Source organism: Psychrobium sp. 1_MG-2023 (assembly GCF_030689115.1).
Lineage (GTDB): Bacteria > Pseudomonadota > Gammaproteobacteria > Enterobacterales > Psychrobiaceae > Psychrobium.
This window is the reverse complement of sequence record NZ_JAUYVJ010000024.1, coordinates 25,129-38,672: the sequence shown is the minus strand read 5'-3', so window position 1 is coordinate 38,672 and position 13,544 is coordinate 25,129. Positions and strand designations below refer to the sequence as shown.

The following is a 13,544-nucleotide window of genomic DNA, read 5'->3' as shown; positions in this document are numbered from 1 at the left end:
TTCTATTTAATCCACGTTAATTACTTTTTCTTCTTAACCGCTTTCGGGTTAGGTAAGTCAGTAATAGAACCTTCATAAATTTCAGCAGCCATACCGATAGACTCATGAAGTGTTGGGTGAGCGTGAATCGTTAAACCGATGTCTTCTGCATCACAACCCATTTCGATTGCTAGGCCGATTTCACCTAATAGTTCACCCGCATTTTCACCTACTAATGCACCACCGATAACACGGTCAGTATCTTTATCGAAGATAAGCTTAGTCATACCGTCTGACACGTCAGAAGCGATTGCACGGCCACTTGCTGCCCATGGGAATTTAGCAACTTCAAAGTTGATGCCTTGTTCTTTCGCTTCTTTCTCTGTTAGACCAACCCATGCAACTTCAGGGAAAGTGTATGCGATTGAAGGAATAACTTTAGGGTCGAAGAAGTGCTTCTTACCAGCGATAACTTCTGCAGCAACGTGTGCTTCATGTACTGCTTTATGTGCAAGCATTGGTTGACCAACAACGTCACCAATAGCAAAGATGTTTGGTACGTTGGTACGCATTTGTTTATCAACGTTAATGAAACCACGCTCATCAACAGCAATACCAGCGCCTTCAGCACCAATCATTAAGCCATTTGGTGCACGACCGATAGCCACTAATACTGCATCGTAACGAATAGGGTCAGTTGGTGCTTTCTTGCCTTCAACAGAAACGTAGATACCGTCATCTTTAGCTTCAACAGCAGTCACTTTAGTTGACAGCATTAAGTTGAAACGTTTTTTGTTCGCTTTAGTGTATAGCTTAACCATATCAGCATCAGCAGCAGGGATAAGTTGGTCGAACATTTCAACAACGTCGACTTCACTACCTAATGACTCGTATACAGTACCCATTTCTAGACCGATGATACCACCGCCCATCACTAATAATTTCTTAGGCACTTCTTCAACTTTTAGTGCGTCAGTTGAGTTCCAGATACGTGGGTCATTGTGTGGAATAAATGGCAATTCAATTGGGCGTGAACCACAAGCGATAATCGCGTTATCAAAGTTGATCGTCGTGTTCTCTTCGCCTTCAACAACCATGCTAGTTGTGCTAGTGAATTTAGCCGTACCAGTCACTGTTTTAACTTTACGCATTTTTGCCATGCCAGCAACACCGGCGCTAAGTTTATTAACAACGCCTTCTTTGTAACCACGGATCTTAGCAATATCGATTGTTGGCTCACCGTATGAAATACCGTGTGCTTCGATGTGTTTTGCTTCTTGAGTTACTTTAGCAACATGTAATAGTGCTTTAGACGGAATACAGCCAACGTTTAAACAAACGCCGCCAAGCTCTGCGTATTTTTCTACTAATACAACGTCTAGACCTAAGTCAGCTGCGCGAAACGCTGCAGAATAACCACCAGGACCAGCCCCTAATACAACAACTTGAGTTTTAATTTCGTTGCTCATTTTCACCTCGATGTGTGTTCGCTTCTTGTTACAAGAGCGAAATGTGTCTTTTTATAAATTGCAGCAATTTTAGCGAGCTACACTCATTATGTATAGCGAAATTACTACCAACTAATGATTTTTATTTCAGTAATTAGTCTATAAAGAAAAAGCCGCTCGAAAGCGGCTTCAAAATTAACAAACTTGGCTTAAAGAACTAGGCGTCTAATATCTGATAACACGCCAGCTAAGGTTGCACTAAAGCGTGCTGCCTCAGCGCCATCAATCACGCGGTGATCGTATGAAGTAGATAGCGGAACCATTAATTTAGGTTCAAATTCTTTACCATTCCATTTCGGTTTAATTTCTGATTTAGAAACACCTAAGATAGCCACTTCTGGCGCATTAACGATTGGCGTAAATGCCGTACCGCCGATGCCGCCAAGGCTTGAAATAGTGAAACAGCCACCTTGCATGTCAGCTGCTTTTAGCTTGCCATCACGGGCTTTCTTAGAAATCTCACCTAGCTCACGAGATAGCTCATGAATACCTTTCTGATCAACATTACGCACCACTGGTACCACAAGCCCATTTGGTGTATCAACCGCGATACCAATGTGAATGTATTTCTTAAGAATAAGCGATTCACCATCCGGACTTAACGATGAGTTAAACGTTGGGTGAGCCGCTAACGCTTTTGCTGCCGCCTTCATGATAAACACTAATGGTGAAATTTTAAGGCCTAGCTTTTGCTTTTCAGCTAAAGCGTTTTGCTCTTTACGGAACACTTCTAATTCAGTGATATCCGCTTCATCAAAATGAGTAACATGTGGAATAGTTACCCAGTTACGATGTAAGAATGGACCAGAAATTTTCTGAATACGCGATAACGGCTTTTCTTCGATTTCACCAAACTTCGAGAAATCCACAGGCTTAGCTGAAACAACGCTTAAACCACCTTCATTACTAGCTGAAGTATTTGTTGCCGCCGTCGCTTTCGGGCGAGATAGTTCATATTTAACGTATGACTGTACATCTTCACGTAATACACGACCTTTACGACCTGTACCCGTAACAAGTGACAAATCAACGCCAAACTCACGCGCTAAACGACGTACAGACGGTGAAGCATGTGCTTTAGTGCGCTTGCCTTTATCACCTGCAGATGGATGATGAGGTACCGGCGGCGCTTTTGGCGCTGGCGCAGCAACTGGTGCAGGTGCAGCTTGAGCTACAGGAGCTGGCGCTGCAGCAACTGGAGCGGTTTCAACAGTACCACCAGCCGTTTCAATAACGGCGATAATAGTGCCTGTCGCAACTTTTCCACCGACTTCGATACGTAATTCTTTAACCACACCGGCAAAAGGAGCAGGCACGTCCATCGTCGCTTTATCAGTTTCTAAAGTGATTAAGCCATCTTCTTCAGCAACCGTGTCACCAACAGCTACTAAGACTTCGATAACATCAACTTCACCGTCTTCACCGATATCTGGTACCGCAACATCTTGTAATGCTGGAGCTGAAGCAACCGCAGGTGCAGCAACAGGTGCTGAAGCTGGAGCTGGTTGAGTAGCTGGAGCAGGAGCTTCTGCAACAGGTGCAGAAACGGGTGCAGAGGCAGCACTTGCCGTTTCAATAAGGACAATCAAAGAGCCTTCGCCAACTTTATCACCGACAGTGACTTTAATTTCCTTCACTGTGCCAGCAAATGGCGCAGGTACATCCATGGTTGCTTTATCAGTTTCAAGCGTAATTAAGCCATCTTCTTCAGCAACAACATCACCAACGCTAACTAATACTTCGATAACATCAACTTGACCGTCTTCACCGATATCAGGGACATGGACTTCCAGAACTGCGCTAGCAGTCGCTGTTGGTGCAGCAACAGGTGCCGTTTCAACTACAGGAGCAGCTGGTGCAGGAGTAGAAGCCTCTACAGCAGCTGGCGCCTCTACCGGTGCTGTTGCACCTGTAGCCATTGCGCCAATACGCATACCTTCAGACACTTTGTCACCAACACTGATACTCAGTTCGCTAATTGTGCCGCTAAACGGTGCAGGAATATCCATTGATGCTTTATCAGATTCAACGGTAATTAATGCCGCTTCTTCTTCAACTGTCTCGCCAACAGCAACACAAATCTCAATAATTTCTACTTCTTCCCCACCAACGTCAGGGATTAAAATATCTTGTAAATCAGACATATTATTTAGCCTTATGCGTAAAGTGGGTTAATTTTATCGCCATCGATACCAAAACGCTCCATCGCGCTTAATAGTACTGATTGCTCAAGTTTTCCGCGTTTTACCAACTCAGAAAGAGAGGCAACAACAACATGAGCTGCATCAACTTCGAAGTGAGAACGTAAGTTAGCGCGGCTATCACTACGGCCGAAACCGTCGGTACCCAATACTTTGTAGCTACCAGGAACGTAAGCACGTACTTGCTCAGCGAATGACTTCATGTGATCCGTTGACGCGATAACTACGTTATCTTCGTCTTGACCAAGTACTTCAGCGATGTAAGGAACTTTAGCTTCACTTGTTGGGTTTAGCATGTTCCAACGTTCTACATCTTGACCATCACGGCCTAATTCGTTGAAAGAAGTTACGCTGTATAATTCAGCTGTCACGCCATACTCTTGTGCAAGGATATCAGCGGCTTTACGAACTTGCTCAAAAATAGTACCACAGCCTAATAATTTAACTGTGTTGCTACCATTACCTTGAACCGTAGCAAATGGGTAAATACCATTGATGATACCTTCAGTTACGCCTTCTGGCATTGCTGGTTGTTGGTAGTTTTCATTTAGCGTTGTCAAGTAATAGAAGATGTTTTCTTGTGCTTCACCATACATACGCTCAATACCGTTTTGGACGATAACAGCGAGTTCATAACCGTAAGTTGGATCGTAAGACACACAGTTAGGGATAGTACCCGCTTGAATGTGGCTATGACCGTCTTGATGCTGTAAACCTTCACCGTTAAGTGTTGTACGACCTGACGTACCACCAACCATGAAGCCACGTGCTTGCATATCACCTGCTGCCCACGCCATGTCACCAATACGTTGGAAACCAAACATAGAGTAGTAGATGTAGAATGGGATCATAGGGCAGTCATTCACTGAGTAAGACGTTGCCGCCGATACCCAAGAGCCCATTGCGCCTAGCTCATTAATACCTTCTTGTAATACTTGGCCTGATTGATCTTCACGATAGTAAGCCACTTGGTCACGATCTTGAGGAACGTATTTTTGACCTTCATGTGCATAAATACCGATTTGACGGAACATACCTTCCATACCGAAAGTACGTGCTTCATCTGGTACGATAGGAACGATACGCTTACCAATCTCACGATCTTTAACTAACGCTGTCATTAAGCGGATCATTACCATAGTGGTTGAGATCTCACGCTCACCAGAGCCTTTTAATACTGCATCAAAGATACTCAAGTTTGGCACGTTTAATTCGCCGCTGAACTTAGGTAAACGTTGTGGCAATACGCCACCTAACTCATCACGACGCGCCTTCATGTATTTCATTTCAGGGCTATCTTCAGCCGGGCGGTAGTATGGCAGGTTCGGTAAATCTTCATCAGACACAGGAATATTGAAGCGATCACGGAACTGCTTGATCACGTCGATATCCATCTTCTTCACGCCATGAGCAATGTTCTTACCCTCAGCTGAGTCACCCATACCGTAACCTTTAACGGTCTTAGCAAGAATTACTGTTGGACGACCTTTCGTTGCTTTCGCTTTTGCGTAAGCTGCGTAAACTTTTACCGGATCATGACCACCACGGTTTAGGCGCCAGATATCTTCATCACTCATGTTCGCAACCATTTCGGCTGTTTCAGGGTATTTATTGAAGAAATGCTCACGCGTGTATGCGCCGCCTTTTTGCTTACAGTTTTGGTATTCACCATCTACGGTTTCTTCCATCAACTGTAATAATTTACCGCTAGTATCACGCGCTAATAAAGAGTCCCAGTAACGACCCCAGATAACTTTGATAACTTCCCAGCCAGCGCCGCGGAATTCACCTTCAAGCTCTTGAATGATTTTACTGTTACCACGAACAGGGCCATCTAAGCGTTGTAAGTTACAGTTAACGATGAAACATAAGTTATCTAGCCCTTCACGAGCGGCAAGACCAATTGCACCTAGTGATTCTGGCTCATCACACTCACCATCGCCCATGAAACAGTAAACTGTTTGACCTGAACAGTCTTTAATACCACGATCTGTTAGGTATTTTAGGAAACGAGCTTGATAGATTGCTTGAATTGGACCTAAGCCCATAGATACCGTCGGGAACTGCCAGTATTCAGGCATTAATTTAGGATGTGGGTAAGACGATAAACCGTCGCTGTTTGCTTCTTGACGGAAGTTATCCATTTGCTCTTCAGTAAAACGACCTTCTAAGAAAGAACGTGCGTAGATACCTGGAGAAATATGACCTTGGAAATAGACTAAGTCACCGCCATCTTTATCATTTGGCGCTTTAAAGAAATGGTTGAAACCAACATCATATAAGGTCGCAGACGATGCGAAACTTGAAATGTGACCACCAAGCTCTAAGTTTTTCTTAGAAGCACGTAATACCATTGCCTGTGCGTTCCAACGGATCATAGAACGAATGTTACGCTCAATTTGTTGGTCGCCAGGCATGTGTGGTTCTTGCCCCGTAGGGATCGAGTTTACATAGGCAGTAGTGGCAGTGTAAGGCAGGTGAGCACCTGAACGGCGCGCCTTATCGATTAACTTTTCAAGTAAATAGTGAGCACGCTCAGGACCTTCCTCTTGAAGAACTGCTTCAAGAGCATCGATCCACTCCTCAGTTTCCTGAGGGTCTACATCGTGTAAGTTGATGTCAGACATTGTCTTATCCTTATATTTTTATAATTTCAGTGGTTTTATGCTCTGCTGTGCAATGTCTACGTTATTGCATTAATCAGCAGGCGATATAACCAATCTTTTTAAACTAGCTAAAATAGTAAAACCCTACACTTAGGCAGGGTCGTTATTCTGTATTCTACGCAGTGCGCGTTGTACTCTTGAGTCTTCTTGCCTCACCGAGAGTAAAACCTCTTCGATGTAAGCTAAGTGAGCATTCGATGCATTTCTAGCTTGCTCGGAATCTCGTGACACAATGGCTTCAATTAATGCACTACGATGTTTATTACTTACTTCTACTGCTTTTTCATGGCGGTATAGCAGCGCTAAATTCTGTACGATATTTTGTCGTAATAGCTCACTCATACTCAATACTAAATGAAGCATAGCAACGTTATGTGACGCTTCTGCGACAACTTTATACAACTCCACAATAGCATTAGCTTCTAAATCAATATCTTGTGATTGCTGTGCTTGTGCTATCGCCTCCTGACATGCACGGATTCGTTCAAAGTCAGTTGTTGTACCACGAATTGCGGCATAAAACGCCAACATGCCTTCAGTCGCATGACGAAACTCAAGCAAGTCATACTGACTTTCCGGATCATTTGCGATTAGCTCTAGTACAGGATCGCTGAGGCTTTGCCACAACTGGTCTTGTACATAAGTGCCACCACCTTGGCGGCGTGACAACAAGCCCTTAGCTTCAAGTGCTTGAATTGCTTCCCTAATCGAAGGACGAGACACTTCAAACTGCTTCGCTAAGTCTCGCTCTGAAGGCAGCTTTTCTCCAGGACGTAATGTCCCTTCAAGAATCATTGTCTCAAGCGCTTCAACAATCGCATCGGAAAGTTTTGGCTGCCTGATTTTACGATAGGTCATATTCCCTCTCACAACAATTGGTATTACCAATTAACCATTAATGTGAAATTTAGCAAAGAATACTGTTAATGTCTACTTTTGCCTGTCGATTATACCCAATCACTGCACAAAAAAATCAACTTTAGTCTAAATTAAATTTTACTTAGAAAAATCATTTAAAGTTTTCCAAGCGCGTAAATACAACCTTTGACGGATTTATAGCTTAAGATATCAGACTTTAGCCAAGGAGAGGTATGACAAGAAACTCGCATTTCGTTAAATTGGTAAGACCTTTAAACGAGCGTTTGATTCTTTGATGGGTATCATCATTCTTGTGATGTTTTTAGGTCGGAATGTTGCTCAATGTGCGGCAACGGAATTAAAATAACGATATCGGAAAGCTTTAGGAGTCGCAGGGCTAAATTAATACCCCAGCAATCGTCAACATCGAGATAACAGCAACAAGCAATACAGCAGTGCGTTTAGCTAACTTCACTAATCGACAAGTGCTTTCCATGCATACACTATCCTCACCTTGTGAAAACTGGTCATAAGAAAATTGTTCTGAAGCCATCGCTACACGAGTTAATACGTCATAGGTAGCAAGACTTGGTTGCGCAATGGTTTTACCCCATTCACCAATAGCATGGGAGAAATTACCAACTAACACATAACACAAAGCAATCATTCTCGCTGGTAGCCAATCGAGTATAAACAATAAACGCCGAACAACGTTTGAATCCGGCAGTTGCCCTTTAAACATCATTACATCAAAGGCTCTAACTGTTGCGTAAAACACCATAGCTACAGGTCCACCAATCACCATCATCAAAATAACAGCACAATAAAAGCGATAATTAATCCAAGTCAGCTGACGTCCAACACGAGCGCCAAGCATCGTTTTATTATCAACATTAATATCTTGTACATCGGCCAATTGTGAAGCTAAATGGTAACTTGCTTGCACATCTTGATGGCTTACCGCAAGTAAGTATTTCTTATACAGCGTCCGATAATAAACACAGCCGACACACATTAAAGTCGCTAAGGTCCAGATTACTAGAGAAATAATGCCAAATAACACCCCTTCAACTGCTGACAGCACTATATGCATAATCAACGCGGGCAACACAAGAACTAATAACTTAAAACTGTTTGACGTTCTCTCAAACGTCGTCGCCAATTTTAACGCTAACTTCTCAAACCAGTACTGAAATTGCCAACCTTGGGTTAGACTGGTCATTCGCTCGATAAACAAAGCAGCTAGTAAGGCAAATAAAGCCATAATTATCTCGTTAATAAGTTTTAATAAACAGAATCTTATCCTAAAGGTATTCAGTTTGTCATTAAGATAAGGCCAGCAACCCTCTAAAATGCCCCCAATCAAATGCTGCCCCAGGATCGGTCTTACGCCCAGGAGCGATGTCACTATGCCCAGTGATACGATGGTTTGTAATATTAGGATAAGCCTGTTGAATTTTTTTAGTTAGTGTAGCAAGTGTTATGTACTGCGCTGGTGTATACGGAGTAGTATCGGTTCCTTCAAGCTCAATACCAATTGAGTAATCATTACAATTATCAATATTTTCGAAGCTGGAAACTCCCGCATGCCACGCACGCTCATTAAACGCGACGTATTGCGTGACCTCTCCTGTGCGGTTAATCATACAGTGAGCCGATACACGTAACCCTTCAAGATCAGCAAAAAAAGGATCTGCATTACAATCCAAGGTCCCTTGAAATAAATGGTCAATAAAGCTACCGCCAAACTTCCCTGGTGGTAAACTAATGTTATGAATCACTAATAGCGAAATAGCACAGCCCATGGGCCGCTGATTAAAGTGCGGTGACGGACAGTGACGAATATGCGTTAACCAACCAGTATTATTAATCGAGCTAGCTTGGTACTGCTGCTTCGATGTTCTATCTATTACATTCATTATTTTACCCAACAGCTGTATGACCGCCCTTAGTTGCTAGCGATAAAAATTTAATCTTTACATGATAAAAGAGTTTACCTTTTTAGCAAAGGCCAGCAGTCTTAGCACGCTACATCTATTACCCTCTATTCGAAGATTATGTTAATTTAACTTTATATTGAATGAATTTTTCAACAGTAAGGACACCTCTAATGGAAAGAATTGGAAAAGGCATGTGGGTCATATTTTGGTGCCTTGCCTTAATTGGATTAGTGTATTTTTTTCAGGACAAAATAGATCAACAAATTAACCCTAATGAGCAAATCCAATCAACTATCACAGCGCAAGGCCGTTCAAGCATAACATTGCACCAAAATAGAATGGGGCATTATGTCGCTACAGGCACTATTAATAATGTTCCTGTGACTTTTTTATTAGATACTGGCGCAACACAAATATCGATTCCAGCGCACCTGCAGCAGCAACTGAACTTACAATCAGGTCGAAAACAGACCGTTCATACAGCTAATGGCACAGTCACCGTCTCTAGTACGCAAATAGAACATTTAAGCTTGGGAAATATCGAGTTTTATAACTTAACGGCTAACCTTAATCCTGGTATGACGAATAACACAATTTTACTGGGCATGAATGCCTTAAAACAGTTAGAATTAGTGCAACGAAATAATACACTCACGTTAACCCAATAACTCGAGTCAAAAAGCCAATGAAAGAAGAACTTATGTTACAAAACGATATAAAGGCTGCTGTAGAACAGGCGCTAAATGAAGATCTTGGATATCAGTCTTATACCAAAGGCGATATTACCGCTAACTTAATCCCTGAGACTAATACCGCTCAAGCGACCATCATAAGTCGTGACGTTGCTGTTTTTTGTGGCAAAGCATGGGCTGAAGAAGTATTTAAACAGCTTGGCAGTGAAGTTGCTATTCATTGGTTTGTTGATGACGGTGACATTGTCGCGCCTAATGAAGTGCTTTGTGAGCTATCTGGCCCAACACGCATTTTATTAACGGGTGAGCGCACCGCGTTAAATTTCATTCAAATGCTGTCAGGAACTGCGACCGCAGTAAAAAGCTATGTCGACGCCATCGAAGGCACCAACACACGCCTACTTGATACGCGTAAAACAATTCCAGGGCAACGTACTGCACAAAAATATGCCGTAAAATGTGGCGGCGGCTCGAACCATCGTATCGGTTTATTTGATGCCTACTTAATTAAAGAAAATCACATCATGGGTTGTGGTGGTATTAAACAAGCTATTGATAAAGCTCGCGAACTAAACCCTGATAAGCTGGTTGAAGTTGAAGTAGAAAGCATTGAAGAGCTTACTCAAGCATTAGATGCTGGTAGTGATATTGTGATGCTTGATAACTTTGATATTGAAATGATGCAACAAGCCGTGGCGCTCAATGCTGGCAAAGCCAAACTTGAAGTATCAGGTAATGTAACTATTGAAACTATTACCAACTTTGCTAGAACAGGGATTGATTATATTTCGGTAGGAGCGTTGACTAAGCATGTTAAAGCGACAGATTTGTCGATGCGATTGAAGTAAACCCGTAATCAAAAAACCCATCCCAAGTTTAATTATCTGAGATGGGTTTTATATTTACTCTTATTAGACTCAAATTAAAGCCTAAATATTAACAATAACCTGCAGCGATACAGGTACCGGTATGAGAAAATGTACCACTAGCCGCCGGAGTAAAGATAGAGGTATAACCACCTGCAGCGGCTGTACCAGTACCAGTTATTACACCTGTCGAAGCTGTTATAGCCACAGAAGCTAAGCTATCTGTACTTCCAGGATCCGCAAGACCGATCTTTGCAAATGTATCACAACTAGCAGTTGCACTTTCCACATTTAAACAAATTGCCATCGCAGCTTTAGTACTAGAAACCGCTATATTAACGTCAGCAAAGCGTGCTTTTTGAGTATATTTTTGATATTGAGGTAACGCCACAGCAGCTAAGATACCGATAATTGCCACAACGATCATTAATTCGATTAAGGTAAAACCTTGTTGTACTTTTTTCATAATATTTTTCCTTTGAGAAAACTCACAGTTATTGTTTTTGTAAATTAGTTTAGTTTTAACTAATAAAAAACATTATAACCATGTTTAAATAATACGGGAACACCCGATGCTAATTTAACGATCAAAAATATTGTATACCATCAATAATTTAACCTTTTTTCTAATTTGCCTTGGCTGTTCATTGACCTCTTTAGCCTGTTACTAAAACAATACAGCGCTTCTAAGCGGCTACAGATAAATTAGCACTTGATTAACAAAAATACAACTTATAAAAGACTGACTCCTATACTCACTTTTCCGCATTTCATTGTGGTGAGAGCACAATAAAATGTAGCTCATTAGAAACAACAGTGCCTTGAAACGCTGCCAAGTAATCTTTAATTAAACCCCATCAGATAAAAGGATTATATTAGATATATGTTTTTTAGAGCATTATGTGGCTATATTGATTAAAGGTACTTCAAAAGGTCGTATTTAATAGTCATCGCTTTTGTTTTAGTTTAAGCTGATGAAATTAATTTCATTTTTTATTTTGGGTTTTAAGTAAATGGCGCGCAATACATCCTTTCACGGTTTACTCAACTTATTTGTCGAGCATCAGCTATTAACTGCTGAGGTTGCCAAAAAAGCCGCTGAGCAGTGTGATAGGGATAAGAAACCTTTTTTAAGCTATTTAGTTGAAGAGAAATTAATTGATGCTACGGCCGTAGCCAATTTATGCAGTATTGAATTTTCTATTCCTTTACTTGATATCAATAACTTCGATGTAGCACAGCTGCCTTCTGATTTACTCAATGAAAAGCGTATTTTAAAGCACCAAGCTTTGCCTTTATACACTCGTGGCAATCGGTTGTATGTTGCAATTGGCGACCCAACCAATATTAACGCCCTTGAAGAGTTCCAATTTAATGCTGGGATGCGCACTGAACCCATTTTAGTTGCCGAAGATCAACTCAGTAAAGTCATTAATACTTTGTTTGAGTCTGATTCTAGCGCATTATCGCTTGATGATTTTGATGAAGATGAGCTTTCAGCGATTGATGTCGATGACCAAAGCCCTGCTACCAACCAAGATTCCGACTTAGATACTGATGACCAGCCCATCGTTATTTATATCAATAAGCTATTAATGGACGCGATACGCAAAGGCGCTTCTGATTTACACTTTGAACCTTATGAAAAAAACTATCGGGTTCGCTTTCGTATCGATGGCATTTTGCACGAAATGGGTAGTCCACCAGCTTATTTAGCTTCTAGGTTAGCTGCAAGATTAAAAGTGATGTCGAAAATGGATATTGCCGAAAAGCGTGTACCGCAAGATGGTCGTATCAAATTAAAGATTTCGAGTAAGAAATCCATCGACTTTCGGGTGAGCTCATTACCAACCTTGTTTGGTGAAAAAATAGTGCTTCGTATTTTAGATTCATCGATTGCGATGATGGGTATTGAAGTATTAGGTTATGAGCCGGAGCAACGCGCCCTATATGAAGAAAACTTAAAACGCCCGCAAGGGATGATTTTAGTAACAGGGCCCACTGGTTCTGGAAAAACCGTCTCTCTTTATACTGGACTTAATATCCTTAATACGCCTGAACGTAATATTTCAACAGCTGAAGATCCCGTAGAAATTAACTTATCCGGCGTTAACCAAGTTCATATCAATAGTAAAGCAGGACTTGACTTTGCTTCTGCGCTGCGTGCTTTCCTACGTCAAGATCCTGATGTTGTGATGGTGGGTGAGATCCGGGATTTAGAAACCGCTGAAATAGCTATTAAAGCAGCACAAACTGGTCACTTAGTGTTATCAACACTACATACAAATTCGGCTGCTGAAACCATTACACGTTTAGTCAACATGGGAGTGCCGGGTTATAATATCGCAAGCTCTGTTAGCCTCATTATCGCCCAACGATTAGCAAGACGCCTTTGTGAGCATTGTAAACAGTCAGAGCAGTTACCTGAAGCAGAACTAGTCAAACTCGGTTTTAAAGCAGAAGAAATTGCTGCCCAGCCTCACTTTTATCATGCCGTAGGCTGTGATAAATGTTCTGGAGGCTATAAAGGCCGTGTCGGTATCTACGAGGTTATGCCGATGAGTGAACAAATTGGTAAAACCATTATGGAAGGTGGTAACTCGTTACAAATTGCTGAAATTGCAACAGATGAAGGAGTTAATAGCCTACGTCGCTCAGCTTTACTAAAAGCCTTACAAGGTGTCACAAGTCTTGCAGAAGTTAATCGAGTCACGAGTTTCTAATTAAGACATTATGTGCAAAGTTTTGTAAATGCTTGCAAGTTAATTAAATATCATTAGTGATTTGCAATATAATAAGCATTTAGCTTAAGTTAATACCACTGGATGCATTCA

General features: G+C 41.7%; 10 protein-coding genes. 3 read left to right on the top strand and 7 right to left on the bottom strand.

Annotated elements, in window-relative coordinates; translation table 11 throughout:
• Positions 1-20: 20 nt before the first annotated feature.
• From lpdA to ampD, 6 genes are all read right to left on the bottom strand, one after another.
• Positions 21-1,448: a dihydrolipoyl dehydrogenase gene (gene lpdA, locus Q8W26_RS12885; RefSeq protein ID WP_101213278.1), complete on the bottom strand. Its 1,428-nt coding sequence runs from the start codon at positions 1,446-1,448 to the stop codon at positions 21-23.
• Positions 1,449-1,636: 188 nt separating this feature from the next.
• Entirely contained in the window at positions 1,637-3,631 is a 1,995-nt protein-coding gene (aceF, locus tag Q8W26_RS12880) for a pyruvate dehydrogenase complex dihydrolipoyllysine-residue acetyltransferase (protein ID WP_101213277.1), read from the bottom strand.
• 11 nt (positions 3,632-3,642) lie between these two features.
• Positions 3,643-6,315 (bottom strand): pyruvate dehydrogenase (acetyl-transferring), homodimeric type, encoded by a 2,673-nt coding sequence (gene aceE / locus Q8W26_RS12875; protein WP_101213276.1) that lies wholly within the window; start codon positions 6,313-6,315, stop codon positions 3,643-3,645.
• A 129-nt stretch (positions 6,316-6,444) separates the two neighbouring features.
• Positions 6,445-7,212 (bottom strand): pyruvate dehydrogenase complex transcriptional repressor PdhR, encoded by a 768-nt coding sequence (pdhR, locus tag Q8W26_RS12870; protein ID WP_305473590.1) that lies wholly within the window; start codon positions 7,210-7,212, stop codon positions 6,445-6,447.
• 397 nt (positions 7,213-7,609) lie between these two features.
• Positions 7,610-8,476, bottom strand: a complete 867-nt coding sequence (gene ampE / locus Q8W26_RS12865) for a beta-lactamase regulator AmpE (protein ID WP_305473589.1) — start codon at positions 8,474-8,476, stop codon at positions 7,610-7,612.
• A gap of 61 nt (positions 8,477-8,537) precedes the next feature.
• Positions 8,538-9,131, bottom strand: coding sequence for a 1,6-anhydro-N-acetylmuramyl-L-alanine amidase AmpD (gene ampD / locus Q8W26_RS12860; protein ID WP_305473588.1), 594 nt, complete (start codon positions 9,129-9,131; stop codon positions 8,538-8,540).
• A gap of 191 nt (positions 9,132-9,322) precedes the next feature.
• On the opposite strand from ampD, the gene Q8W26_RS12855 reads away from it, so the two are divergent.
• Complete coding sequence (locus Q8W26_RS12855; protein WP_305473586.1) at positions 9,323-9,820, top strand: TIGR02281 family clan AA aspartic protease; 498 nt, start codon at positions 9,323-9,325, stop codon at positions 9,818-9,820.
• A 32-nt stretch (positions 9,821-9,852) separates the two neighbouring features.
• On the top strand, positions 9,853-10,692 hold the full coding sequence (nadC, locus tag Q8W26_RS12850; protein ID WP_305473584.1) for a carboxylating nicotinate-nucleotide diphosphorylase: 840 nt from the start codon (positions 9,853-9,855) through the stop codon (positions 10,690-10,692).
• Positions 10,693-10,780: 88 nt separating this feature from the next.
• Here nadC and Q8W26_RS12845 read toward each other — a convergent pair whose 3' ends face one another.
• Complete coding sequence (locus tag Q8W26_RS12845; RefSeq protein WP_305473583.1) at positions 10,781-11,176, bottom strand: prepilin-type N-terminal cleavage/methylation domain-containing protein; 396 nt, start codon at positions 11,174-11,176, stop codon at positions 10,781-10,783.
• 547 nt (positions 11,177-11,723) lie between these two features.
• On the opposite strand from Q8W26_RS12845, the gene pilB reads away from it, so the two are divergent.
• The gene (gene pilB, locus Q8W26_RS12840) at positions 11,724-13,433 is read left to right on the top strand and encodes a type IV-A pilus assembly ATPase PilB (RefSeq protein ID WP_305473582.1); all 1,710 of its coding nucleotides are present in this window, start codon (positions 11,724-11,726) and stop codon (positions 13,431-13,433) included.
• Positions 13,434-13,544: the final 111 nt, after the last annotated feature.

Coding starts and splice junctions, on each gene's coding strand:
- lpdA (WP_101213278.1), bottom strand. CDS start 1,448: ATGAGCAACGAAATTAAAACTCAAGTTGTTGTATTAGGGGCTGGTCCT.
- aceE (WP_101213276.1), bottom strand. CDS start 6,315: ATGTCTGACATCAACTTACACGATGTAGACCCTCAGGAAACTGAGGAG.
- pilB (WP_305473582.1), top strand. CDS start 11,724: ATGGCGCGCAATACATCCTTTCACGGTTTACTCAACTTATTTGTCGAG.
- nadC (WP_305473584.1), top strand. CDS start 9,853: ATGTTACAAAACGATATAAAGGCTGCTGTAGAACAGGCGCTAAATGAA.
- Q8W26_RS12845 (WP_305473583.1), bottom strand. CDS start 11,176: ATGAAAAAAGTACAACAAGGTTTTACCTTAATCGAATTAATGATCGTT.
- ampE (WP_305473589.1), bottom strand. CDS start 8,476: ATGGCTTTATTTGCCTTACTAGCTGCTTTGTTTATCGAGCGAATGACC.
- ampD (WP_305473588.1), bottom strand. CDS start 9,131: ATGAATGTAATAGATAGAACATCGAAGCAGCAGTACCAAGCTAGCTCG.
- Q8W26_RS12855 (WP_305473586.1), top strand. CDS start 9,323: ATGGAAAGAATTGGAAAAGGCATGTGGGTCATATTTTGGTGCCTTGCC.
- pdhR (WP_305473590.1), bottom strand. CDS start 7,212: ATGACCTATCGTAAAATCAGGCAGCCAAAACTTTCCGATGCGATTGTT.
- aceF (WP_101213277.1), bottom strand. CDS start 3,631: ATGTCTGATTTACAAGATATTTTAATCCCTGACGTTGGTGGGGAAGAA.